Here is a 22,907-nt window from a genome sequence, read left to right as displayed (position 1 = left end):
TCATGAACACTTACACCATAGACTTATCGTTACGTCCGACTACATTCGATTTGTGGCACGTTTGCTTAGCCGGAACCGCGGCTGTGTTGGCTTTCATTTTGATCGCGGTGCTGGTATCGGTATTGCTGGGCTTGCGCCGCTGTAAATCGACCCGGCAACCGGACATGCCGATCGCGGCACCCGAACCCCAAATCAAAGTGGTGGAAAAGATCGTCGAAGTCGAAAAAATCGTTCAGGCACCTGCCCCGGAACCGGTGGTGCTCAAAGAAGCCACGCCGGATGCGGCTTTACAGTTATTAAGTTTGTTGCAGAAGGAAGCCCGTTTCCTCGATTTCGTCAAAGAAGACGTCAGTGCGTTTGCCGATGCTGAAATAGGCGCCGCGGCGCGCGTCGTGCATCAAGGCTGCAGTAAAGTGATCAACGAGCACTTCAAGTTGGCGCCGGTCAGTCAGGATGCCGAAGGTAGCCGCGTGACCCTGAACAAAGGCTTCGACGCCGCTGCATTTCGTTTGACCGGCAATATTGTCGGCGAAGCCCCGTTCTCCGGCGTGTTGGTGCATAAAGGCTGGCAGGTCACCGAGCTGCATTTGCCGAAACTGACCGAAGGCCACAATGCCAAAATCATCGCTGCGGCCGAGGTTGAATTATGACGGCGCGCTATTCGGTCGGTATCGATTTGGGTACCACGCATTGTGTAATGTCTTATGTCGATTTGGCGGCGGGCGACGATAGTCCGGCACTGGAAGTGTTTTACACGCCGCAACTGGTTTCGCCGGGCGTGATTGAAGATAAAGCCCAACTGGCCTCGTTCGCCTATATCGCTCATCCGGCGGAAATCGCCGAGGGAGCCTCGGCTTTGCCGTGGACCGCCAAACCCGAGCATCTGGTCGGCGAAATCGCCCGTAGCCTGGGCGGCAAGACGCCGATTCGGCTGGTTTCCAGCGCCAAGAGTTGGTTGTGCCATGCCGGCGTCGACTGCAAGCAGGCGATTCTGCCGGTCGACGCGCCGGAAGACGTCGCCAAGATTTCACCATTTGCCGCCAGCAAAGCCTATTTGCAGCATTTGCGCGACGCCTGGAATCATCGCTTCCCGGAACAGCCGTTGCAACAGCAGGACTTGACCATCACGGTGCCGGCGTCGTTCGATCCGGCCGCTCGGGAATTGACCGTGGAAGCCGCGCGCGAAGTAGGTCTTGGCCAAGCCGTGTTGCTCGAGGAACCGCAGGCGGCTTTGTACAGTTGGATCGAAAAAAGCGCCGGCGACTGGCGCAATCAGGTCAAAGTCGGCGATGTGATTTTAGTCGTCGATATCGGCGGCGGCACCACCGACTTATCGTTGATTGCCGTAACCGAACAAGAAGGCAATTTGCAATTGACCCGGGTGGCAGTCGGCGATCATATTCTGCTCGGCGGCGATAACATGGATTTGGCGCTGGCGTATACGGTTAAGGCCAAGCTGGAAACCGACGGCGGCAAAAAATTGGAGCCCTGGCAATTGCAGGCCTTGACCCATGCCTGCCGCGAAGCCAAAGAAAAACTGTTTAACCAACCCGATTTGGCCGCTATGCCGCTCGCGGTTGCCGGGCGCGGGTCGTCGCTGATCGGCGGCACTTTGCGCAGCGAACTGACTCGGGACGAATTGAACCGGATCCTGGTGGACGGCTTTTTGCCGCATGCTCAAGCCAGCGATAAACCGGTATCGCGGCCGCGCAGCGGTCTGCGCAACGTCGGCCTGCCGTATGCGCAGGATGCCGGCATTACCCGGCATCTGGCGGCCTTTCTGTCCAGACAGCGCCAGGCAACCGACGAGTTCAGTTCAATCGCGCTGGCCGAACACGCCAGCTTCCTGCACCCGACCGCGCTGTTGTTCAACGGCGGTGTATTGAAGGCCGGCGTGTTGGCCGAACGGCTGATGGCGGTATTGAACAATTGGTTGCAGACCGAACAGGCCGCTCCAGCCCGCTTGCTGCATGGGGCCGATCTAGATTTGGCGGTCGCCCGCGGTGCGGCATATTACGGTTTCGTGCGCCAAGGTAAAGGCGTGCGGATCAAAGGCGGTACTGCCGCCGCTTATTACGTCGGCATCGAGAGTGCGATGCCGGCGGTACCCGGTTTGCCGCCGGCGATAGAGGCGTTGTGTATTGCAGCGTTCGGCATGGAAGAGGGCAGCGAACAGGAGTTGCCGCACGACGAATTCGGCTTGGTCATCGGCGAGCCGGTGCGTTTCCGTTTCTTCGGCTCGAAAACTCGGCGTGAGGACAAGGTTGGCGATCGTCTCGACGAATGGGGCGACGACGAACTGGAAGAGTTGGACGAAATCGAAATCACGTTGCCGGTCGAAGATGGCCGTCAAGCCGGCGAAATCGTGCCGGTCCACTTGTCGGCGGCGGTAACCGAAGTCGGGACGCTGGAATTGCGCGCCGTCTCGCGACGCGACCAGCAGCGCTGGAAAATCGAATTCGATGTTCGCGCCGGCGAAGTCTAATCGGTAACTTTTCTGCCCTAAATAAAAAATAAGGCCGGAATTCCGGCCTTATTCGTATCTACGCTCCAGCGTGGCGGAATTATTGCCGGTAGTAAGGCTGCTGGTATTGCTGCTGTTGCGGGTAGCCTTGCTGGTACTGTTGTTGCGGGTAGCCCTGCTGCGGGTATTGTTGCTGGTAGGGTTGGTTTTGCTGCGGATACTGTTGGTACGGCTGATTTTGTTGCGGATAACCCTGTTGCTGCTGCGGATAGCCTTGCTGTTGGTAAGGCTGGTTCTGCTGCGGATATTGTTGGTTTTGCTGGGCGGCGCCGGCGTTCTGGTTGGCGTTGATCGACAATTCCACCCGGCGGTTGATGGCCCGGTTGGCGTCGCTGGTGTTCGGCACTTTCGGCGAACTTTCGCCCATGCCCTGTTGCGAGATGCGCATTCGGTTCACGCCGCGGGACGATAGAAAATTGGCGACGCTGGTAGCGCGGGCTTCGGACAGACGCTGGTTGTCGGCATCCGAGCCGACATCGTCGGTGTGGCCGGTGACCGAAAGCGTCGAATCGGGATAGTTGTTCAGTACCCGGGCGACCGGATCCAGTGCATGTTGCGCATCCGGCGTCAAATCGGATTTACCGAAGGCGAAGGTGACGTCGCTGGTGCTGGGCATGTTCAATACCAATTGGTTTTCGGCCGTACGCTGCACTTCGATACCGGTGCCTTGCAGCGATTGCTGCATCTCTTCCTGCTGCTTATCCATGTAATAACCGATACCGGCACCGACTGCGGCACCGGCCAAAGCGCCCAAGCCGGCGTTTTTCCAATCGTTGCCGCCGAACAGGGTACCGGCACCGGCACCAACCGCGGCGCCGATGCCGGCGCCTTTGCCCAGACTGCTCATGCCGGACTGGCCGGTATACGGGTTGGTGGCGCAAGCGCTCAGCAGCACGGCGCTGATGGAGATGGCAAGTAAATTTTTATACATAGTCTTGGTCCTGGTTGTGATGCAAAAATCGTCGACACCAATTTGGCAAGCCGTCGGTTGTCGGAAATTTAAACACCGTTTTCTTAAATCGTTCTTAAAATCGGCGGCGGCCATCGCCGGGCGAGTTACCGGTTAAGGCAAAGGCGGCTGAGGCTCCCCAATTTCGTCGATCTGTACGCTCTGTCCCACGGCTAGGCTGCCCGATTTGTCATGCAACGCATTTTGCCCGAAATATACTTTGTTCTGCCATTTGCGTAGCCGGCTTAAGGTCGCCAACGGTTCTTTGCCGGAAATCGCGGTTTCCGGATCGATTGTCGGCACCGGGCAGCGCGAACAGGGTTTGGGCAGCCGGAAACCGATACCGTTGATGCTGACCCGCCGCCAGCGGTCTTCGGCATAACTGTCGCAGCCGGAAACCACCAGATTGGGCCGAAAACGGACCATGTCGTAGTCCAATTGCATGGCTTGGTTCAAGGCCGTCAACGAACCCTCGGATACCAGCAAAAACGGAAAGCCGTCGGAGAACGCCGTTTGGTCGGCGACCGTCGCATAGTTGAGGTCGACTTGGCGGCGGTCCTCGGCGGCTTGGTATACCAGGCGACAATCGGTTTGCAAAAACTCGCTGAGCCAAGCGTCGGCTTCGGCACCGCAGGTTTCCGCTCGGCATTGGTCGTGCCAGACAGTAACCTCGATGGTTTCGCTGCTGCTGGCGGTTAACGGCAATATCAGATCCTTTCTGCCGGGGGCCGACAGAATCAAGCGGTCGGCATCGATCCGGGTTTTTACCAGGGCCATTTGCGGTAAACGCCGTTGGCTGAGAAATTGACGGTCGCGGTCGACGAGCATCCATTTGCGGTCGTACAGCAGGCCTTTTTCATCGACCGGCCATTGCGTAACCTGGAATCCGGACAAGGATTTGACCGGGTAGACATAGATTCGGCTGAGTGTCGGCATGGATTTTTGCTTTAGCTGAAATTCAAGTCGGTTTGGGTATGAAGTAGATGTTCGGCCAATTCGCTATTCAGACTGTCGAATTTGATGCCGTAGCGGTTTTGGTCGGCGTCATGGTGGACGACGGTGGCTTCGACCTTGAACCGTCTGCCGTCGCCGAATAGCAGAAACAGGCTAACCCGGCTTTTTTTTTTAATTTTTTTGCTGGTGATGACCGCGGCGCCGCGGCTGCTGATGTCGCGCAACAATACCGGAAACAGACGCGGAAACCAAAGGCTGTGTATTTTTACGGCCGCTTTGATGTCGTTGCGCAGATAGCGCACGGCAGTGCGTTTGTTGGACCATTCGCTATCAAGATCGATTTCTTGATCGAGAAAATCCATGGAAAAATCCGAATCAGACATAGCGAATGCCACAAGCAAGGAGTGGTTAAGTATTGAACCTAAACCGGTAAAATTCAATAGAAGCCACACGATTATCGGTTAGGCTTGCTGGCAATTTATCGATAAAATGCAGGGATCTTTACGGATAGCCGCAAAACATGAAAAAACTCCAACGCTTAGCCGCCGGCCTATTGATTCCATTCTGTTGCAGTGTGCCGCTACCGGCCGCGGCCAAGGCCAAACCGACTACGGCCGCCGCCAAGCCTCAAACCAAACCAGCCCCCGCGCCGGCCCAGCAAACGCCGAAGCAAATCGTCAAGATCGCGTACTTCGCGCAGGAACAGGTCGCGCCGCCGGCTTTGTCCAACTTGGACCCGTTCATTCCAAACAAAGGCGCGCTCGGCGCCGAATTGGCGATTAGCGACAACAATACCACCGGCCAATTTACCGGCCAGCAATACGAACTGAAAAAAATCCTGGTCCCGGCCGGCGCCGATCCGCAACCCCTATTCGATGGCATCGACGCCGACCTGGTGTTGCTTAATGTCGCAGCCGACCAATTGAATAAACTGGCCGATCGGCCGATCGCCAAAACCAAACTGCTGTTCGATGTCGCCAATAGCAGCGACGAGTTGCGCAATGCGGATTGCCGGCATAACGTCTTGCACATCTTGCCGAACCGGGCGATGCGCGCCGACGCCTTGGCGCAATACATGTTGAAAAAGCGCTGGCAGAATTGGTTTTTGGTCGCAGGCCCGGCGCCGGAAGACAAACTCTACGCGGCCGCGATCAAACGCGCGGCCAAGCGCTTCGGTATGAAGCTCGTCGCCGAAAAAGAATGGAACCAGGACTACGACGCCCGCCGCACGGCCCAAGCCGACGTGCCGACCTTCACCCAGGTCGACGATTACGATGTGCTGGTAATTGCCGACGAGCAGGGCCTGTTCGGCGAATATCTGGATTACCGCACCTGGAAACCGCGGCCGGTGATCGGCACCCAGGGCCTAACCGCGACGGCCTGGCACCGGAGCCACGAACAGTGGGGGGCGGTGCAATTGCAGAACCGTTTCAAGATTGCATCGGGGCGTTGGATGGAAGAGCAGGACTACGCCGCGTACCTGGCGGTCAGAGCCATCGGCGAGGCTAGTATCCGGACCAAATCCAACGAGATGCCGGCGTTAAAAGAGTATATGTTGTCCGACGCCTTTGCCTTGCAAGGTTATAAAGGCATGCCGCTGTCGTTCCGCAAATGGGACGGCCAGTTACGGCAACCCATCCTGTTGGCCGCGCCGCGCTCGCTGGTGGCAGTGGCGCCGATCGAGGGTTTTTTGCATCCGAAAACCGAGCTCGATACGCTGGGCTTCGACCAACCGGAAACGGGTTGTAAATAATCATGGTTTCGACAAATCGGATCAATTCGGCAAGGAAGTCGGCATGAGCGACAAGCGGCGGATGGAGATCAGCCAGTCGGCGATATCCGGCGTACTGACAGTGGAAGAGCCGTCAGTCAAGGGCAAAGGCTTCCAGCCAAAGCCGTTCAAAATTCAAAGCCGTTACCAACCGGCCGGCGACCAGCCCACAGCGATTCGACAATTAGTGGAAGGCATCAACGACGGCGAAGTTCACCAAACCCTGCTTGGGGTAACCGGTTCCGGCAAAACCTTCACCATCGCCAACGTGATACAGCAGACGCAACGGCCGGCGATGATCATGGCGCCGAACAAAACCCTGGCAGCCCAGCTTTACGGCGAGATGAAGGAGTTTTTTCCGGAAAACAGCGTCGAGTACTTCGTCTCCTATTACGATTACTACCAGCCGGAAGCCTACATTCCGGCTTCCGATACCTTCATCGACAAGGACGCTTCGCTGAACGAACACATCGAGCAAATGCGCTTGTCGGCGACCAAAGCCTTGCTGGAACGGCGCGATACCATCGTCGTCGCCACCGTGTCGGCGATCTACGGCTTGGGCGAGCCGGAATCCTATTTCCAGATGGTGTTGCATCTGGTACGCGGCGATATGATCAAGCAGCGCGACATTCTGCGCCGGTTGGCGGAAATGCAATACACCCGCAACGATATCGAGCTGCGCCGCGCCACCTACCGGGTGCGCGGCGATGTGATCGACGTGTTTCCGGCCGAATCGGAAGAACAGGCGCTGCGGATCGAACTGTTCGACGACGAGATCGAACGTCTGTCGATGTTCGACCCGTTGACCGGCGAGGTCACCCAGCGTCTGGCCCGGTTCACGCTCTATCCGAAAAGCCATTACGTCACGCCGCGCGACCAGTTGCTCAGTGCGGTCGAAAAAATCAAGTTGGAATTGGTCGAACGGCTGGCGCAGTTGCGCGAAGACCATAAGTTAGTCGAAGCCCAGCGGCTGGAGCAGCGCACGCTGTTCGACATCGAAATGATTATGGAAGTCGGCTACTGCTCCGGCATCGAAAACTACTCGCGGCATTTGTCCAATCGGACCGAAGGCGAGTCGCCGCCGACCATGTTCGACTATCTACCGAAAGATGCGTTGGTCATCATCGACGAAAGCCACGTTACGGTGCCGCAGATCGGGGCGATGTACAAAGGCGACCGTTCGCGTAAGGAAACCTTGGTCGAATACGGATTCAGACTGCCGTCGGCACTGGATAACCGGCCGCTACGTTTCGAAGAGTTCGAACGTATCTGCGGGCAGCGGATTTACGTGTCGGCCACGCCGGGCGGTTACGAGAAGGAACACGCCGGCGCCGTGGTCGAGCAAGTGGTGCGTCCGACCGGCTTGGTCGATCCGATCGTGGAAGTGCGGCCGGCCACCAGCCAGGTCGACGATTTGCTGTCGGAGATCAACAAGCGGATTGCGGTGCAGGAAAGGGTGTTGGTGACGACGTTGACCAAGCGCATGTCGGAAGATTTGACCGATTACCTGATGGAACACGGCATTAAGGTCAGGTATCTGCATTCCGATATCGAGACGGTGGAACGGGTCGAAATCATCCGCGATTTGCGGCTGGGGGTGTTCGACGTATTGGTCGGCATCAACTTGTTGCGTGAGGGTCTGGACATCCCGGAAGTCTCGCTGGTGGCGATTCTGGATGCCGATAAGGAAGGCTTTTTACGCTCGTTGACCTCGTTGATCCAGACCATCGGCCGCGCGGCGCGCAACGCCAACGGTAAAGTGATTCTGTACGGCGACAAAATCACCGGCTCGATGCAGCAGGCGATCGACGAAACCGAACGGCGGCGGGCGAAACAGATCGAATTCAACAAGCAGCATAATATCCAGCCCCGCACCGTGTTCAAATCGGTCACCGACATCCTGGAGTTGGTGATTCCCGGTTCCGGCGGTTCGATCAGTAACGCCCGTGCCAAAGTGGCGGAACCGGTCGGCAATTACAAAGCGTTGACGCCGAAGCAGGCCGCCAAGACCCTCAAGCAATTGGAAGAAAAGATGTATCAGCATGCCAAGAATCTGGAATTCGAGGACGCCGCCCGGGTCAGGGATCAAATCAAACTGTTGCAGGCAGAGATGGCGGTTTGAGCGGACACCGGCGGTGGCAGACAAATTACCATCGTCTAAACTTTGAACTGAGTTGAAACAAAGCGACCGCGCCTGGGGTAAAACGTCGTTACATCTCGCTCCGCGTCAAGGTGACATGTCTAGCGCGGCGCCGAAACATTGCTAGGAACGGTTCGAATTTGAAGTCCAAAAACATGATTGCCGCCAAACACTTGCTTACCGATAACGTCAGAATCCTGAAAAGCGAGGTCTCCAAAACCACCTACCAAGGCGTGGCCATCGCCCTGCTGGCGATCGTCTGTGCACTGTTGGCTTTGAGTTTTTATTACACCGGCGAAATCTCGTTCGCGGGCATCATCCGCGCCCAAACCGAAAACTACGGCTTGTGGGTGTTGGAGGCGCTACCGTTTCTGTTCGGGTTTTGGGGCCAATATTCGAGTTCGGTGATTGCTTATCAGGCTGGCGCCATGATATTCGACCAGACTCAGGAGTTGCGCAACCGGGCCGAAACCTTGGAGAAACAAGTCAGTTACTCGTCCACCCACGATGCGGTGACCGACTTGCCCAACCGGGTTTTGTTTTACGACCGGGTAGAGCAAGCGCTACATGCGGCCAGCAACCAGGGCAAAATGTTATCGGTGCTGTTGGTCGAGGTCGCCAATTTCAAGGAAGTCTACGACACACTGGGCCGTAACAGCAGCGACATGATCTTGCGCCAAATCGCCACCCGCCTGCAAAGCGTGGTGATGGGGAGCGACAGCGTGGCTCGGATCGACAGCAATATTTTTAGTTTGCTGCTGCCCGCCACCGAAAGTGAAGACGCATCGCTGAATCTGGCCAAGAACATTCAGGCGGCCTTGGATCCCGCATTCAAAGTCGAACGTTTGAATCTGGCCATCCACACCAACATCGGCATCGTCAATTTTCCGGAACACGGCGATGACGTCGACACGCTGGTGCAAAAAGCCGGCGTAGCCTTGTTTATGGCCGCCAAATCGCACGAGGGTTATACGATTTACGCACCGTCGTACGACGACCACAGCCCGCGCCGATTGACGCTGATGAGCGAGCTACGCCAGGCCATCGAAAAAGAACAACTGATGATTTATTACCAGCCCAAAGTGTCGATTCAGACCGGTAAAATATACGGCGTCGAAGGCTTGGTAAGGTGGGCCCATCCCAAACATGGCTTTATCGCGCCGGACGAGTTTATCCCGATGGCGGAAAGAACTCGCGTCATCAAGCACCTGACCTTGTGGATGTTGAAACGTGCGTTCAGGGATTGCGCGGAATGGCGGCGGCAAGGTCTGGAACTGGTGGTGTCAGTCAACCTGTCGACCAAGGATTTGCACGATCCGGATTTGCCGGACGTGATGGCGGGCGTCGCCGCGGCGGCCAACATCAAGCCGGCCTGGATGATGCTGGAGATCACCGAAAGTTCGATCATGAACGATCCGGAGCGGGCCATGGAAACGATTTTGCGCCTGCATGAGATGGGGTATAAATTGTCGATCGACGATTTCGGTACCGGGTATTCCTCGCTCGCGTATTTGAAAAAGATGCCGCTCAGCGAATTAAAGATCGACAAATCCTTTGTCTACGATTTATTAAAAAGCGACAACGACGCCGTCATTGTCAAAGCCACAATCAATCTGGCGCATAACCTGGGTTTGCAGGTCGTCGCCGAGGGTGTCGAAACCGGCGAGGTGCTGGACCGACTGGCCAGTTACCGTTGCGATATCGCCCAGGGCTACTGGTTTAGCAAGCCCAAGCCATTCCACGAATTCAATACTTGGTTGCAGCAAAGCAGCCACAATCACTAAATTTGCCATTTACTCGCGAAGGAATAGAAAGACGATGTCTACAGCTTGGGCCGGCGGGGCCGATGCGATAGCGGAACGCATGGAAAAAATGACGGAACTGTTCGTCGCCGAAACCCGAAAAGCGATATACACCGGGGAATCCGCCACCCACTGCGAAGAATGCGGCGAGCCGATTCCGGAAGCGCGGCGCGCGGCAATTCCCTGCAAATACTGTTTGCCTTGCCAAACCAGCCTGGAAAAAGCCGGTAAATAACCCGCTCAAGCGTCGCTTTGCCGGAAAGGCAAATATTTTGCGGCATCCAGTTTGTACTCTGCGATCAGTTGCCGTTCCCGAGCGACGAAGCGTGCCACCGCGGCGGCGAAACCGGGATCGCGCAGCCAATGGGCGGAATAGGTCGTGACCGGCTCGAAACCGCGGGCGATCTTATGCTCGCCCTGGGCACCGGAATCGAAACGCTGTAAACCGTGCTCGATGCAATACTCCAATCCCTGGTAATAACAGGCCTCGAAATGCAAGGCGCTGTATTCTTCGTAACATCCCCAATAGCGGCCATACAGCGTGTCGGCGCCAACAAAGCTCAGGGCTGCGGCAACCGGCTGCCGCTGTTTCAATGCGACGACCATCAATAAGCGCTCCGGGATTTCGGCGGCGAGCAGCCTGAAAAACTCCGGATTCAGGTAAGGTTGGGATTGGCGTTTTAGATACGTTAGCGCATAAAAGTCATAGAACGCTCGCCAATATTCGTCGCCGATATCGCGGCCGCTCAAGCGCAACATACTAATGCCTTGCTCCTCCACCCGCCGCCGCTCGCGTTTGACCATCTTGCGCTTACTGGAGCTCAGCATCGCCAGGAAATCGGCAAAGTCCCGGTAACCGCGGTTGAACCATTGAAATTGAACGCCTTCGCGGATGTTAAACCCGCGCGCCGCCATAATCTCGGCCATTTCCCGTTCCGGGAACAGGCAGTGCAGCGACGAAATACCCTGGGCAGCGGCGTTGTCAGCCAGGAAACCGCATAGGGTATCGACTACCTGGTCCGGACTCACGCCCTGCCGCAACGCAAGCCGCGGTCCGGGGCAGGGCGTGAACGGAATCGCATTCAGCCACTTCGGATAGTACGCCATACCTTGTTCGGCATAAGCCTGAGCCCAGCGCTGATCGAACACGTATTCGCCCCAAGAATGGCTTTTCCGATACAAGGGCAGGGCGGCGACCAATTCGCCGTTATCGGTGCAGCGCAAATGCGCGGGTTGCCAGCCGTTCTCGGCGGAGACGGCTCCGCTACGCTCCAAAGCGCTAAGGAAGGCATAGTCGAAAAAGGGATAACGGTCATCGGCCAAACTGCGCCATTCCTTATGTCCAAAGTCGGCGAAACCGCTAATTTGCGTGACGTCCATGGCTAAAACCATTACAGTTGAAAGCCACAAGATACCACCGATAATTGGCTTATGACGACGCAAAAACCGTTTTCCCAATCCTGCGAAAATAACAAACTGCCTATCTTGCGGGTGATCGAAACCGTATTCACCGATCCGACCACGGTCTGGGAAATCGGCAGCGGCACCGGCCAGCACGCTTGCTACTTTGCCGAACAACTGCCGCATTTGGCCTGGCAACCCACCGACCGTGCCGAAAACCTGGCCGGTATCGAGCAGTGGCGAATCGCAGCCGGCTTGCCCAACCTGCATCCGCCGCTGTGCCTGGACGTTGAGCACGCCCCCTGGCCTTGTTCACAAATCCAGGCCTTGTTTAGCGCCAATACCCTGCACATCATGAGTCAAAACCAGGTCGAAGCCTGTTTTGCCGGCTTAGGCGAATACCTGAACGCCGCGGCTCCCGTTTGCTTCTACGGCCCGTTTAACTACGCCGGCAGTTACACCAGCGACAGCAATGCCCGATTCGATGAGTGGTTAAAGCAGCGCGATCCACTGAGCGGGATCAAACATTTCGAGAATATTGTCGAACTGGCAGCCCAAGCCGGGCTGGAATTACGTTCAGACTGTGAAATGCCGGCCAATAACCGGTTGTTGGTGTTTCGCAAAAGTGATGGCTAAACCGATTGGGTGTCGAGTTCGCCGAATCCCGGCCGGATAGCCCCGCTAAACGGCGTGGATCTCTAACTTGTCTAGGACTTGTTTCACCGCTTGCAGCGAAACCGGCTTGATCAATATGGCATCGACACCGAATTCGCTGACCCAATCCAGATACATGACGTTACTGGATACTGCAATCAATTTCGGGCATTGGCTCTTTTCTTTCAGTTCCAATATGGTTTCGATCCCGTCTTTACCTTCCATCACGATATCGATGAAGCAGGCCGCTGGAGATTCTTCGCGGATTTGTTGATACAGGTGCAGCGCCGAATCGTTTTCGATGGCGGTAAAACCAAGTTGGGAAAGATGATGTTTCATCACGCGCCGAAACATCGCGTCGTCATCGACGACAAGGAGTTTTTTCATGGTGTTCTCTAACGGTTACTGCTTCATTCTTCAAGCCAGTCGCGGATTGCAGCTATCAAACGCCGATTGGCTGCCAGCAGTTCATGTTGACTGCCAAGGATGTGATCGCTACGTTTAGCCAGCGCATTTTCCAACAGTTCGGCGCTTTCCGCCAGCTCAATTGCCGCCAGACTTGCCGCTTGCCCTCTCAACTTATGCGCAAATTTTGCTGCCTCGTCAAACCGGTTGTGCGCGAGATGGTCCGTCAATTTCGCCATCAAACTCGAATTCTCGCTAACGAATAGCGCTGCCAGTTCAGCGAATAACGATAAGCTTCCACCCAAAAGCAACGCGGCTTGCTTGGTATCGATCCCGGCGATTGTTGGCCAAAGCGGATCGGCTGCGTTTTCGGGTTCAGCGTCGGGAGGCGGATTGACGAGCGTGGCTTGGGCCGCAGTCGGCAACAACCATTGATTCAGCTTGGCGATCAATCCCTCGGGATCGACGGGCTTGGTCAGAAAGTCATTGAAGCCGGATTCGAGGCAGGCCTTATGCTCTGCGACGGAAATGCTGGCGCTCAAGGCAATGACCGGCAGCGACCGATGGGAGTCCTTGTTTCTGATCGCTTGGGTCGTGCTTATGCCGTCCAACTCCGGCATTTGGATGTCCATCAAAATGGCATCGTAGAACACCGCATCGATTTGCGCGAGCGCTTCCAGGCCATTGTTGACCGCATCCACTTCCATTCCAGCCAACTGCAAAAATTCCGCAACCACCCGCTGATTGATCCTGTTGTCCTCCACAACCAAAATGCGCTTACCCGCCAGCGCTTGAGCCGCTTGCGCGATTTGACCGGAAACCGAAGGCGAAGCCGCGTCAGTCGCGGTGGTTTTATCCGCTGTCTGCAATACCGATGCCGCTTCTCGACACTGGTGGCAGCATTCGTCCAATAGGGCACGGGTCACTTGCCGTTGTTTCGCCGCCCGTTCCAGAATCGATGCCGCGCCGAATAAGGCTTTTGCGCCAAAATTTCCGGCCGAACCTTTGATCTCGTGCGCAAGAGCCATTATTGCGGCGCTATCGTCGGCCGCGAAATAGGCGTTCAGCCGCGCTTCCACCGTTGCCAGGCTGCACGCAAAACCTTGCAGCAATTCGAACATATCTTCCTCGTTGCCTCCCAGCATTAAATTGAGGTTGGACAGATCGAACCCAGGCAACTTCAGGCGCGGCCTTTGGGTGGCGGTTAGCATGCCGATAGCGTCGGCATCGGTCCTGGACAATTCCGGCTTGGTCCAATTCAACAGGGTGTTTAACAAATGCACGGGCTCGATCGGTTTGGATACGAAATCGGTCATCCCCGAGGCCAGGCAATGTTCCTTTTCTTCGTAGGTTACGCCGGCCGTCAGGGCGATAATCGGCAGCCGAGCGTGTGCGGGTTGTTGCCGAATTAATTGGGTTGCCTCGATTCCGCCCATCTCCGGCATATTCACATCCATCAATATTGCGGCAAAGCCGGGGTTTAACGCCAAACATTCGAGCGCCTCCCGACCGTTGGTCGCAAACGTGGTCTTGATGCCGGCCAGTTGTAAAAACTCGCGCACAACCTGTCGATTTAGCGGATTATCTTCCGCGATCAGTACTTCCATGCCGGTCAACACTGCAGCATAGGTTTGCATACGGTCAGTTAGACTGCCGGCGCTGCTGTGAATAGGTTGCTCCTGGCAAAGCTGCGTTTCTTGTTCGGTCGCCAATCCCAGCGACAAAGTGAAGGTAAAAGTACTGCCTTGGTTTACGGCACTCGCGACATGAAAATCGCTGCCCATCATCAGTAGCAATTTACGGCTGATGGCCAAACCGAGGCCGGTCCCGCCGAATCGACGGGAGATGGAACTGTCGGCCTGGCTGAAGGGTTGAAATAACTTTTCCTGGTCGGCCGGGGCAATCCCAATGCCTTGGTCTGCAATGGCGAATGCCAAATTTACCCGTTGCTCCTCGCGGGAAACCAGCTCGATCGTCAAACGCACTCGGCCTTGCGTCGTGAATTTGAGTGCATTGGAGATCAAATTGGTTAAGATCTGTTGAATCCGCAATTTGTCGCCCACAACCATCGCAGGCACATCGTTTCCGATCCGCAATTGCAGCTCCAAACCTTTTTGTTCTGCCGGAAATCGAAATAGCCCCTCAATATCCGCGACCAGCCGGGCAATGCCGAACGGATGGGCTTCTATGGTCATGCCGCCGGCTTCGATTTTCGAGAAATCGAGAATGTCGTTGATGATGCTGAGTAAATGATCGGAAGAACCTTTGATTTTTTCCAGATAATCCCGAATCTGCGGCGATACATCCCGATTCATGGCAAGTTGCGACAAACCGACGATCGCGTTCATCGGAGTCCGTATTTCGTGACTCATATTGGCCAGGAACTCGCTCTTCGAACGGGCGGCAGATTCCGCTTTGCTATTGGCTTGTCTGAGATCCTGCTCCAACCGTTTCAGTTCGGTGATATCGGCGGCGCAGACGACCGTGCCGTCTTCCTTGCCTTGCCGGTCGTAGATCATGGTTGCATCCAACATGAACTGGCGATATTGGCCCAGGCTATTGCGCAAACTATGGTGCCCGGTGTAATTGCCCTCTAACCGAATCCGCTCCAACAGACAGGAATAAATCTGCCACGGGCGTGGCGGCGTTTGCTCTTTCAGCAGTCGAATGTCGTCTGCGGATAACCAATCGTCCAAATAAAACGGGGTTGCGGCATCTAACGCCGCCAAACCCAAAAATTGCAAACCTTGTTGATTGGCCTGCACGATACGGCCATAGGGGTCAAGCCGATAGACCAGGCTGGAAACGGCATCGATCACACGTTGACTGCGATTCGCCAGATCCTGTTGCAGCCGATTGGCGGCGCTTAATTCGTTACGCTGACGCTCCACTTCCCGCAGCATCGCGTCGGCATGTTCGGCCTCCTCCAGCAATTGTTTTTGTAATGCGGCATTTGCCAGTTTTAGCGATTCGATCTGCAGTTGCAGCGCCTCAAAATCCTGATTGTTCTGGTTCATCGCTATGTTTACCGAATACCCATGAGAAAACAGGCCGTCTAGCCTTTGCGATAATAGATACGTACGCCGGACGGAACTTGGATTTCCGCGTCAGCGACCCCGTTCTGAAATGAGTGCAGGCTCGGTTTAAAACCGAACCTCGGTTAGGTGTTAACAGCCGCCAGGGCTAAAGGATTGGCTAAACCTAGCCGCCAAATCGATCCATCCATTTCAGAAAAAGCTGTTGCAGTGGTGGCGGGGAAGCGGGTGAAACCGGAACATCGATCGGTCTGCAGCAATCGCGGCAAGATCCGCCGCCTTCACAGTCGGTTTCGACACCATTCTGAAGCAGCAAAAATTTTTGACACTGTGCAGCCCGCGTTAGCCGGTGTCACTGCCGATGTAGCCGGTTTGCGAGTATGTCAGCAGTTTTTTTGGCGAAAGTAGGACAAGCCAAAACCCGCAGCGCTTCTTGCGGGTTTTGGAATCGATTAACCCGGCCCTTAAATACCGTTCGCCCGGAGCAAAGTAAGCCCTCTTCGGGCGCATGGCGTTACCACGAAACAGGGCAACGCTTGCTGCGACGTCTGCATTTTGCCAACGCCGCGCATAACGGGATCGCGATTACCAATTCTGGCATGAAGGCCTACATGCCGATATTGATATTCCGTCCGGGCGGAGCCTGTCGCAGCCTGATGCGGTGCCAAGCCGGTTAAATGCGGTTACGTGAACTTACCGCAGCATTGGCGTTATTCCAGTGCCACCAACTATCAAGGCTAGGCGAGGTTGATGGCGATAGATGTTTGGTGATGGACGCTGGAGCGTCCGGGGCTGCGTTCCCACGCGGAGCGTGGGAACGATGGAAATACATTATTTGCCTTCAAGGCGCGAGACAAGCTGCAATCCTCGGAATGGCTACTCTGGCAGTTACTGCAAGCCGAAGTCGAAGACAGGCACATTCGCTCCATTCGTTATCAACTGCAAAGCGCACGATTCCCTGTGCATCGCGACTTAGGCGGCTTCGACTTTGAACAAAGCAAGGTGGATCGACCCTTGGTGGAGCAACTGGCCAGCAGCGCCTTTATCGATGCCGCCCATAACGTGGTATTGGTGGGCGGCACCGGTACCGGCAAATCCCACTTAGCCACTGCCTTGGGAGTCAAGGCCATTACCGATTACGGTAAGCGGGTGCGATTTTATTCAACGATCGATCTGGTCACGCAACTGGAACGAGAAAAGTCTGCGGGCAACCAAGGCAAATTGGCCTACCGCTTAATGCAAGTCGATTTGGTCATTCTGGATGAACTGGGCTACTTGCCGTTTTCCAAGGACGGCGGCGCTTTGCTGTTTCATCTGCTATCGAAGCTGTACGAGCGAACCAGTGTGGTGATCACCACCAATCTGACCTTTGCCGAATGGTCCAGCGTGTTCAGCGATGCCAAAATGACCACCGCCTTACTGGATCGACTCACGCACCATTGCTACATCATTGAAACGGGCAATGAATCCTACCGCTTCCGACAAAGCTCTGAAGAAGCCAAGGCTCGAATCCAAGCCAGGGAGAAAGCCAAGCGCAGCGGAAAAACACCGGAAGATATTTTGTACGAGGAGAATCCGTTCTAAAAAGCCGACGTGGAAACGGATGAAAGACATCCGTTTCCTTTACACTTATCCACAGCCGGTGGCTCCAAAAACCGGCTCCGCCCCCTGGTCAACGTTCAACCGGTACGGTTGGTCAATTTTCGCCAGGCGCCAACACTTTGGCCACTGAAATAGGCTGATTGCGCATTACATCAGGACAAATCCAGGGGGAAATGGTGGTCTTATAGGGTTTAAGAATATCCTCGCCCAACCCGAATCGTGCATGCAGAAACGTTTGATTATCTTTATTCGCTGCGTATAGATCCTGTATAAGCCCGATCAGACCAACTCGATCGACGTCAGCCAATTTGGATTTAACGTCGCTCCAGGTTGCTTTGGATTTTTTCTGTTTGCTAGTCATTTGCTGTCGGTTGTTTTCTTTTGGTTCGTTTTTGCAATTACCCTAAGTTATATCATCAGCATTCAGCGCTAACCACCACAGTCAGATAGACTTGACACAGAAAGGGGCTATTTTTCCCGAACGGGAACTTCGATGCTTGTCTTTCGTAAATTCTAAGTTAATTTTCCCGTACGGGAAATTTAACTTGAATATTGATTGTTTTCGCCTAATAATTTCCCGAACGGGAAAACCTCATGATCAACATCCAATCGACTCAACAACTTGGCCAAGCGCTACGCACCGCTCGCAAACAGCTCGGTTTAACCCAATCCGAACTGGCGTTGGCGGCAGGTGTTGGCGTTCGCTTTATCGTCGACCTCGAAGCAGGCAAGCCGACTGTGCGTCTGGAAACGGTGATGCGCGTTATTGACGCACTGGGTGGGCAGATCATGCTCGATGGCTTGCCCAGCGTAACCGGTGACAAAATGCCATGAGCCATCTACTGGCAGTCTATTTATTTGATCGTCGAGTGGGGAATTTGGCCCTGGTTGAAGGCAGACTGCAATTTAGCTACAGCGCCGACTGGCTGCGACATGCCGACGCCGTCACTCTGTCCTGCTCGTTCCCGTTGCAACTAGAGGTTTTCAACGACCAACAGACGCGGCCTTTCTTTGCTGGATTGTTACCGGAAGGCAAATTACGCCAACTGATCGCACGCCAGTTTCAGGTCTCGAAGCAAAACGACTTTGCATTGCTCAATCATATAGGCGGCGAATGCGCCGGCGCCGTTTCGCTATTGCCGCCAGACGGTTTACCCGCTGTGTCTAATTCAGCGAGCGATATTGACTGGCTGTCCGACGATGACCTGCTTGCCGTGCTGGATGAATTGCCACAGCGGCCGATGCTGGCCGGTCAGGATGGTTTGCGCTTATCACTTGCCGGCGCTCAGGACAAATTACCGGTGGTATTTGATGGTCAACGAATCGGTCTGCCCCGCAATGGTACGCCCAGTAGCCATATTCTCAAACCGGCTATCGCTGCCGTTGAAGACAGCGTGATCAATGAAGGGTTCTGCCTGGCATTGGCAGCTGCGATGCAATTCCAGACCGCACAGTCGAGGATTTGTGCCATTCACGACCGCTCATTTTTGCTGGTCGAGCGTTATGACAGAACTCAAGCTACAAATGGCCAACGCTTGCGGCTGCACCAGGAAGACTTCGTCCGCCGCGTGACCCGACCGAGTGCGCCTCAGGTACTGCGTCTGCTGGATACGGTCATTTTCAATGCCTTGATCGGCAACCACGACGCCCATGCCAAAAACTTTTCGATCTTGTACGCTGACAAGGGTGCCGTTCTGGCTCCGCTCTATGACGTATTGTCAACCGCCGTCTATCCCAGCCTGACGCCAAAGATGGCGATGCAGTTGGGTGGCAAATACAAATTCAGCGAAGTACAGGCCCGACATTGGGATCGCTTTGCCCAATCGGCGGGCTTATCGGTAACGCAAACCCGAAAACGCGTTCTAGGTTTGTGCCAACGGCTATCCGTGGTCGCTCGCAGATTGCAGACATCGGCGAACCATCAATTCGTCGGAAGTCCGGTGGTTGAACAAATCGTGCAGCTGATCGAGCAACGCACGGCGCTGACGGTCAGACGGCTTGCAGGGGATGATTGAAGTAAAAAGTTGTGGGCTAGGCTTGCAGAGTCTATTGCCCCGCAGCTGCTGGTTACATACTAGTGTGGTGATGCAAGAAAAAATCGATGATGGCATCGCTACGCTGTTCCGGCCATTGCGCATGCGGTTTGTCGCCTTCGCAGTACACGGTTTTTACGCCATTGGCGCAACCGGAATAGGCTACGCAACCATTGCCTATCGTATCGGGAATCGGCTCGCATTTGTTACAGGCCGCCCACCAGCCGGCTGTTTGCTGTCCGTAACCCGGAAACAGACGGTCCTTGGTGCTGTGTATGATCATCACCGGCAAGGGTTCCGGGCATTTGCGGTCGCGTAAGTCTTCATAGGTTACGCCGGCGGCACTGGGGGCGATTGCTGTAGGAACGTGCCGGGTGCCGGTCATAAAAGCTAAAGCCATTGCCGAGGTGCCGCCATCGGAATGACCGGTTACATATACCTGTTTTTCATCGATACACCATTTTTTGGCCATCGCATGGGGGATCGTACCCAGTTCCACGGTGGTGCTCGGCGAAAGCTCAGGATGATCGGCATAAGCAACGATAAAGCCGGAGCGGGTTGCGGGTAAGGTGAATCCTGTCATCTTCTCCGTTTTGGCGCGATTCGCACCCGCCGGTGAAAATACCAGTAATAAAGGATGGGCAATTGATGCATCATAATTCTTAGGGGTGCGGACGTTGTAATTTATGCCGTTTTCGGTTTCTTCTCCGTAAGTTTCGCCGGTATCGCCACTCAATAGATCCGGCTGGCAAGCGCCATGCGGCATATCCGGTCGGTAAACGGTTTGCCCCAGTTCCACCGGAACGCCGCTATGATCCAGCCAAAGCATGCCGGCCAGCACTATTACCGGCAATCCGAACAAGACTTTTTGCCAACGATTGCTTTCAAGAAGATAGGACTTTAACTGTGCAATATTCATTTTGATGGCTCCCTTGATGGGTTCGGCGCTTGGTTTAGGCTTCCGGATTTTGCTCGGGCGTATGCTTTAACGCGGCCCGGAACAAGCCGTAAGCCAGCAAAGACAGGCTGGCTATCGTTATCAGCAGCGGCGTATAGTTTTTACCCGGCACCGACTCCAGCCCGACTGAGAACGGAATATGGGTATCCAGACGCTTATCCTTATCAACGATGGAAATATGCGCCAAGTAATTACCGGCGCCATAACGGCTAAAGTCCACCGAGAGGTTCGCCGTGCCGGTTTTGACTTTTTGTGGTTCCCGATAAAACACCCGCGTACCATCCGGCTCTTTGGTGATCTCGAATTCGACGCTGACATGGCGCAGGCTTTTACCCTCGTAATCGAACACTAGTTTGGTGGGGCCGACGCCTGGAATGATGTTGCAGTATTCCCGGTTGCCGGACAATGTCGGGGTATACGCCGTAAGATGCACGCGTTCAAAGCCCACTCGCGCATTGCAGTTGTCGACCTCTTCGGCCGCGCCGCGATGAGCGTGGGCATTGCCCAACGGTAGGCACGTCAGTGCCAAGATCAAGGCTATCTTTGCTCTCTGGCTATTATAACGGTTATGTCCGGCGTTCATCGGTTTCCTCCTGCAAAGCGTTTAACTTAAGCTGGTCAACGCAATTAGAAATCGAAGGTTTCCACTTCGGAAATCAAAAACGTCGGTGCGCCGCCGCTGGAAATTTCCACCGCATGGGCCGCCGTTTCCTGGCCGCCGGGCGAGCTTAGGCAGGCTTGCAAGTCGCTCAGGGTTGGGAAGTACACTTCGGCGATACGATGAAACTGCGCGGCGCTTTGGTCGGCATTGGATTTGATCAGAGAGGCGACGAAGCGGGTCTTCCCGGCCAACTTTTCCACGGCCATCGGCACGTGTTCCTCGGCATAGCGGCGTTCGAAGGTTTCCAGATCGGTCGGTACGGGGTACATCACAATTAATTTTGCCGCTTTCATAGGTTTCTCGAATGTTTTTGTAAAAAGGAGATGCTATGAGACGCCTATTTTTCCAATTAGTAAAATACCGGTTTTCTATGAAACAATAGGTTTTTCCTATTCAAATGGGGCGAATATGGAAATGCAACAAATACGTTATTTCCTGGCGGTATGCGATAAGGGGTCATTTACGCGGGCCGCGCAATCGGCTTATGTCGCGCAGCCGTCGTTGACGCAAGCGATCAAAAAGCTGGAAGACGAAATGGGCGGGGAGTTATTCAGCCGCGAACGCAGCGGCTGTCGTTTGACATCGCTGGGGCGTTTGGTGGAGCCGACCCTGAGGCAGATCTTTCGCGAGGCGCAAACCATCAAGGCCGAGGCTGTCCGCTTCAGCCGCTTGAATACCGTGCCGCTACGCATAGGCGTGATGGCTACTATTGCCGCGCAGCATATGAGTCCGTTCTTCGCCGACTTCCAGCAAGATCGGCCGCATGTGGAATTGGAACTGGTGGTGGATAACGAGTGTAATCTGTTGCAACAATTGGACGAGGGAAGGCTGGATTTGGTGGTCAGTGCGCCTACCTCGCCGCTGCCGGCGCATTTGCAATCCTTAAAGCTTTACGAAGAGCGTTATGTGGTGGTTTTTAACGACAAGCATCGCTTCAATCAATTATCGGTCATCGATTTGGCGGCCATCCAATCCGAGCCTTATCTGGACCGCCTAAACTGCGAATTACGCGAAACCTTGCGCGGCGTTTGCCTGGGCCGGCAGATCAATCTTTATGCGGCTTATAGAAGCAATAGCGAGGAATGGATATTGAGCATGGTCCGGGCCGGGATAGGCGTGGCGTTGATGCCGGAATTCAGTGTGCCGAAGCGGGGCGATAAGCTCAAAACCAGGTATTTATCCGATCCGGAAATTCGGCGCACGATTTATGCGGTTTACCAGGACTCGGCGGCGACAAATCCGGAAGTAAACCAGTTGCTGGAAAAGTTTAAAGTTGGGTTTTGACTGGGCGATTAGCTTATCCGCCTTGGCTAAGCAATTGTGTTAATTTGCGCGCAAACCGTCGCCGCTTAGCCGGGCGAACCCGGATTAATCATCGTTCCCACGCTCTGCGTAGGAACGCTGCCTCTGACGCTCCGGCGTCCTGCTGAACAAGGCAAACAGGGGCAGAAGCCGCTACGTCATCACCGAAGCCGACAAACCCCATTTCATGACCTGCACCGTCGTCGAATGGCTGGCCGTGTTTACCCGCCCGGAAACCGTGCAAATCGTCCTCGACAGTTGGCAATACCAATGCCAACACGCAGGGTTAAAACTCTACGGTAACGTAATTCTGGAAAATCACCTGCATTTCATCGCCCAGGCGCCGGAACTGGACCAATGCGTCGCTAGCTTCAAATCCTACACCGCACGCCGGATCATCGACCTCCTGCAGCAGCAAAAAGCCGAACGCCTGCTGCAACGCCTGCATTTTGGCAAAGCCGCGCATAAACGGGACCGCGACTACCAGTTCTGGCAGGAAGGTTTACATGCCGAAATGATTTTGAACGAAGCGATGATGCGGCAGAAGTTGGACTACATCCACGCTAACCCGGTTAAACGCGGTTATGTGAACTTACCACAGCATTGGCGTTATTCCAGTGCCGCCAACTATGAAGGCTTGGCGGGGTTGATGGAGATAGATGTTTGGTGATGGACGCTGGAGCGTCCGGGGCTGCGTTCCAACGCGGAGCGTGGGA

Annotated in this window: 21 protein-coding genes and 1 pseudogene; 12 read left to right on the top strand and 10 right to left on the bottom strand. The window is 55.1% G+C overall.

The features are described from left to right. Nucleotides 1-2: 2 nt before the first annotated feature. Nucleotides 3-650 carry a DUF2760 domain-containing protein gene (locus ACH518_RS14210; RefSeq protein ID WP_140911294.1) on the top strand — a complete coding sequence of 216 codons (648 nt, stop codon included), beginning with the start codon at nucleotides 3-5 and terminating at the stop codon, nucleotides 648-650. After that, the gene (locus ACH518_RS14205) at nucleotides 647-2,485 is read left to right on the top strand and encodes an Hsp70 family protein (RefSeq protein WP_445370558.1); all 1,839 of its coding nucleotides are present in this window, start codon (nucleotides 647-649) and stop codon (nucleotides 2,483-2,485) included. The genes ACH518_RS14210 and ACH518_RS14205 overlap by 4 nt, the downstream gene beginning before the upstream one ends. A 79-nt stretch (nucleotides 2,486-2,564) precedes the next feature. Here ACH518_RS14205 and ACH518_RS14200 read toward each other — a convergent pair whose 3' ends face one another. From ACH518_RS14200 to ACH518_RS14190, 3 genes are all read right to left on the bottom strand, one after another. Continuing rightward, nucleotides 2,565-3,455 carry an OmpA family protein gene (locus ACH518_RS14200; RefSeq protein WP_445370557.1) on the bottom strand — a complete coding sequence of 297 codons (891 nt, stop codon included), beginning with the start codon at nucleotides 3,453-3,455 and terminating at the stop codon, nucleotides 2,565-2,567. 132 nt (nucleotides 3,456-3,587) lie between these two features. Next, a complete protein-coding gene (locus tag ACH518_RS14195; protein ID WP_445370556.1) occupies nucleotides 3,588-4,409 on the bottom strand; it encodes an MOSC domain-containing protein in 822 nt (273 codons plus the stop codon). An 11-nt stretch (nucleotides 4,410-4,420) separates the two neighbouring features. Next, entirely contained in the window at nucleotides 4,421-4,810 is a 390-nt protein-coding gene (locus ACH518_RS14190) for a PilZ domain-containing protein (RefSeq protein ID WP_278211963.1), read from the bottom strand. 137 nt (nucleotides 4,811-4,947) lie between these two features. Between ACH518_RS14190 and ACH518_RS14185 the strand changes: the two genes are divergently transcribed. The 4 genes from ACH518_RS14185 to ACH518_RS14170 all read left to right on the top strand — a co-directional run bounded on the left by ACH518_RS14185 (nucleotide 4,948) and on the right by ACH518_RS14170 (nucleotide 10,375). Next, complete coding sequence (locus ACH518_RS14185) at nucleotides 4,948-6,180, top strand: ABC transporter substrate-binding protein (RefSeq protein ID WP_445370555.1); 1,233 nt, start codon at nucleotides 4,948-4,950, stop codon at nucleotides 6,178-6,180. Between the two features lie 43 nt (nucleotides 6,181-6,223). Continuing rightward, nucleotides 6,224-8,320, top strand: coding sequence for an excinuclease ABC subunit UvrB (gene uvrB / locus ACH518_RS14180; protein WP_445370554.1), 2,097 nt, complete (start codon nucleotides 6,224-6,226; stop codon nucleotides 8,318-8,320). Nucleotides 8,321-8,478: 158 nt separating this feature from the next. Beyond that, entirely contained in the window at nucleotides 8,479-10,122 is a 1,644-nt protein-coding gene (locus ACH518_RS14175; protein WP_445370553.1) for a putative bifunctional diguanylate cyclase/phosphodiesterase, read from the top strand. 34 nt (nucleotides 10,123-10,156) lie between these two features. After that, nucleotides 10,157-10,375, top strand: a complete 219-nt coding sequence (locus ACH518_RS14170) for a TraR/DksA C4-type zinc finger protein (protein ID WP_140911300.1) — start codon at nucleotides 10,157-10,159, stop codon at nucleotides 10,373-10,375. 5 nt (nucleotides 10,376-10,380) lie between these two features. Here ACH518_RS14170 and ACH518_RS14165 read toward each other — a convergent pair whose 3' ends face one another. After that, nucleotides 10,381-11,520: a GNAT family N-acetyltransferase gene (locus ACH518_RS14165; protein WP_140911301.1), complete on the bottom strand. Its 1,140-nt coding sequence runs from the start codon at nucleotides 11,518-11,520 to the stop codon at nucleotides 10,381-10,383. Between the two features lie 51 nt (nucleotides 11,521-11,571). Here ACH518_RS14165 and ACH518_RS14160 point away from each other — a divergent pair, with 51 nt between their 5' ends. Next, the gene (locus ACH518_RS14160) at nucleotides 11,572-12,177 is read left to right on the top strand and encodes a DUF938 domain-containing protein (RefSeq protein WP_445370552.1); all 606 of its coding nucleotides are present in this window, start codon (nucleotides 11,572-11,574) and stop codon (nucleotides 12,175-12,177) included. 45 nt (nucleotides 12,178-12,222) lie between these two features. On the opposite strand, the gene ACH518_RS14155 is transcribed toward ACH518_RS14160, so the two are convergent. After that, complete coding sequence (locus tag ACH518_RS14155; protein ID WP_445370551.1) at nucleotides 12,223-12,582, bottom strand: response regulator; 360 nt, start codon at nucleotides 12,580-12,582, stop codon at nucleotides 12,223-12,225. Between the two features lie 23 nt (nucleotides 12,583-12,605). Continuing rightward, nucleotides 12,606-15,617: a response regulator gene (locus ACH518_RS14150; RefSeq protein WP_445370550.1), complete on the bottom strand. Its 3,012-nt coding sequence runs from the start codon at nucleotides 15,615-15,617 to the stop codon at nucleotides 12,606-12,608. 855 nt (nucleotides 15,618-16,472) lie between these two features. Between ACH518_RS14150 and istB the strand changes: the two are divergent. Then, a pseudogene (gene istB, locus ACH518_RS14145) lies at nucleotides 16,473-17,219 on the top strand (IS21-like element helper ATPase IstB); the annotation flags it as partial. Nucleotides 17,220-17,331: 112 nt separating this feature from the next. On the opposite strand, the gene ACH518_RS14140 reads toward istB, so the two are convergent. Next, nucleotides 17,332-17,598: a hypothetical protein gene (locus ACH518_RS14140; protein ID WP_445370549.1), complete on the bottom strand. Its 267-nt coding sequence runs from the start codon at nucleotides 17,596-17,598 to the stop codon at nucleotides 17,332-17,334. 233 nt (nucleotides 17,599-17,831) lie between these two features. On the opposite strand from ACH518_RS14140, the gene ACH518_RS14135 reads away from it, so the two are divergent. After that, a complete protein-coding gene (locus tag ACH518_RS14135) occupies nucleotides 17,832-18,071 on the top strand; it encodes a helix-turn-helix transcriptional regulator (protein ID WP_445370548.1) in 240 nt (79 codons plus the stop codon). Then, nucleotides 18,068-19,252 (top strand): type II toxin-antitoxin system HipA family toxin, encoded by a 1,185-nt coding sequence (locus ACH518_RS14130; RefSeq protein ID WP_445370547.1) that lies wholly within the window; start codon nucleotides 18,068-18,070, stop codon nucleotides 19,250-19,252. The genes ACH518_RS14135 and ACH518_RS14130 overlap by 4 nt, the downstream gene beginning before the upstream one ends. 52 nt (nucleotides 19,253-19,304) lie before the next feature. Here ACH518_RS14130 and ACH518_RS14125 read toward each other — a convergent pair whose 3' ends face one another. From ACH518_RS14125 to ACH518_RS14115, 3 genes are read right to left on the bottom strand one after another with little or no spacing between them, the layout of a single operon-like run. After that, nucleotides 19,305-20,189: an alpha/beta hydrolase family esterase gene (locus tag ACH518_RS14125; protein WP_445370546.1), complete on the bottom strand. Its 885-nt coding sequence runs from the start codon at nucleotides 20,187-20,189 to the stop codon at nucleotides 19,305-19,307. A 34-nt stretch (nucleotides 20,190-20,223) separates the two neighbouring features. Further along, the gene (locus tag ACH518_RS14120) at nucleotides 20,224-20,811 is read right to left on the bottom strand and encodes a hypothetical protein (protein WP_445370545.1); all 588 of its coding nucleotides are present in this window, start codon (nucleotides 20,809-20,811) and stop codon (nucleotides 20,224-20,226) included. Between the two features lie 44 nt (nucleotides 20,812-20,855). Next, the gene (locus ACH518_RS14115) at nucleotides 20,856-21,182 is read right to left on the bottom strand and encodes an EthD family reductase (RefSeq protein ID WP_445370544.1); all 327 of its coding nucleotides are present in this window, start codon (nucleotides 21,180-21,182) and stop codon (nucleotides 20,856-20,858) included. A gap of 115 nt (nucleotides 21,183-21,297) precedes the next feature. Here ACH518_RS14115 and ACH518_RS14110 point away from each other — a divergent pair, with 115 nt between their 5' ends. Beyond that, the gene (locus ACH518_RS14110) at nucleotides 21,298-22,173 is read left to right on the top strand and encodes a LysR family transcriptional regulator (protein ID WP_445370543.1); all 876 of its coding nucleotides are present in this window, start codon (nucleotides 21,298-21,300) and stop codon (nucleotides 22,171-22,173) included. 142 nt (nucleotides 22,174-22,315) lie between these two features. After that, nucleotides 22,316-22,861 (top strand): REP-associated tyrosine transposase, encoded by a 546-nt coding sequence (locus ACH518_RS14105; protein WP_445373001.1) that lies wholly within the window; start codon nucleotides 22,316-22,318, stop codon nucleotides 22,859-22,861. The last annotated feature ends 46 nt before the right edge of the window (nucleotides 22,862-22,907 follow it).

The sequence above is a fragment of the Methylomonas sp. HW2-6 genome, assembly GCF_052474525.1.
Note: the sequence above shows the minus strand (reverse complement) of the source record. Positions and strands in the feature narration are given on the sequence as shown.

Excerpts from the sequence above, each read along its gene's own strand:
- ACH518_RS14210 (WP_140911294.1), top strand. The coding sequence starts at position 3 with ATGAACACTTACACCATAGACTTATCGTTACGTCCGACTACATTCGAT.
- ACH518_RS14205 (WP_445370558.1), top strand. The coding sequence starts at position 647 with ATGACGGCGCGCTATTCGGTCGGTATCGATTTGGGTACCACGCATTGT.
- ACH518_RS14200 (WP_445370557.1), bottom strand. The coding sequence starts at position 3,455 with ATGTATAAAAATTTACTTGCCATCTCCATCAGCGCCGTGCTGCTGAGC.
- ACH518_RS14195 (WP_445370556.1), bottom strand. The coding sequence starts at position 4,409 with ATGCCGACACTCAGCCGAATCTATGTCTACCCGGTCAAATCCTTGTCC.
- ACH518_RS14190 (WP_278211963.1), bottom strand. The coding sequence starts at position 4,810 with ATGTCTGATTCGGATTTTTCCATGGATTTTCTCGATCAAGAAATCGAT.
- ACH518_RS14185 (WP_445370555.1), top strand. The coding sequence starts at position 4,948 with ATGAAAAAACTCCAACGCTTAGCCGCCGGCCTATTGATTCCATTCTGT.
- uvrB (WP_445370554.1), top strand. The coding sequence starts at position 6,224 with ATGAGCGACAAGCGGCGGATGGAGATCAGCCAGTCGGCGATATCCGGC.
- ACH518_RS14170 (WP_140911300.1), top strand. The coding sequence starts at position 10,157 with ATGTCTACAGCTTGGGCCGGCGGGGCCGATGCGATAGCGGAACGCATG.
- ACH518_RS14165 (WP_140911301.1), bottom strand. The coding sequence starts at position 11,520 with ATGGACGTCACGCAAATTAGCGGTTTCGCCGACTTTGGACATAAGGAA.
- ACH518_RS14160 (WP_445370552.1), top strand. The coding sequence starts at position 11,572 with ATGACGACGCAAAAACCGTTTTCCCAATCCTGCGAAAATAACAAACTG.
- ACH518_RS14155 (WP_445370551.1), bottom strand. The coding sequence starts at position 12,582 with ATGAAAAAACTCCTTGTCGTCGATGACGACGCGATGTTTCGGCGCGTG.
- ACH518_RS14150 (WP_445370550.1), bottom strand. The coding sequence starts at position 15,617 with ATGAACCAGAACAATCAGGATTTTGAGGCGCTGCAACTGCAGATCGAA.
- ACH518_RS14140 (WP_445370549.1), bottom strand. The coding sequence starts at position 17,598 with ATGACTAGCAAACAGAAAAAATCCAAAGCAACCTGGAGCGACGTTAAA.
- ACH518_RS14135 (WP_445370548.1), top strand. The coding sequence starts at position 17,832 with ATGATCAACATCCAATCGACTCAACAACTTGGCCAAGCGCTACGCACC.
- ACH518_RS14130 (WP_445370547.1), top strand. The coding sequence starts at position 18,068 with ATGAGCCATCTACTGGCAGTCTATTTATTTGATCGTCGAGTGGGGAAT.
- ACH518_RS14125 (WP_445370546.1), bottom strand. The coding sequence starts at position 20,189 with ATGAATATTGCACAGTTAAAGTCCTATCTTCTTGAAAGCAATCGTTGG.
- ACH518_RS14120 (WP_445370545.1), bottom strand. The coding sequence starts at position 20,811 with ATGAACGCCGGACATAACCGTTATAATAGCCAGAGAGCAAAGATAGCC.
- ACH518_RS14115 (WP_445370544.1), bottom strand. The coding sequence starts at position 21,182 with ATGAAAGCGGCAAAATTAATTGTGATGTACCCCGTACCGACCGATCTG.
- ACH518_RS14110 (WP_445370543.1), top strand. The coding sequence starts at position 21,298 with ATGGAAATGCAACAAATACGTTATTTCCTGGCGGTATGCGATAAGGGG.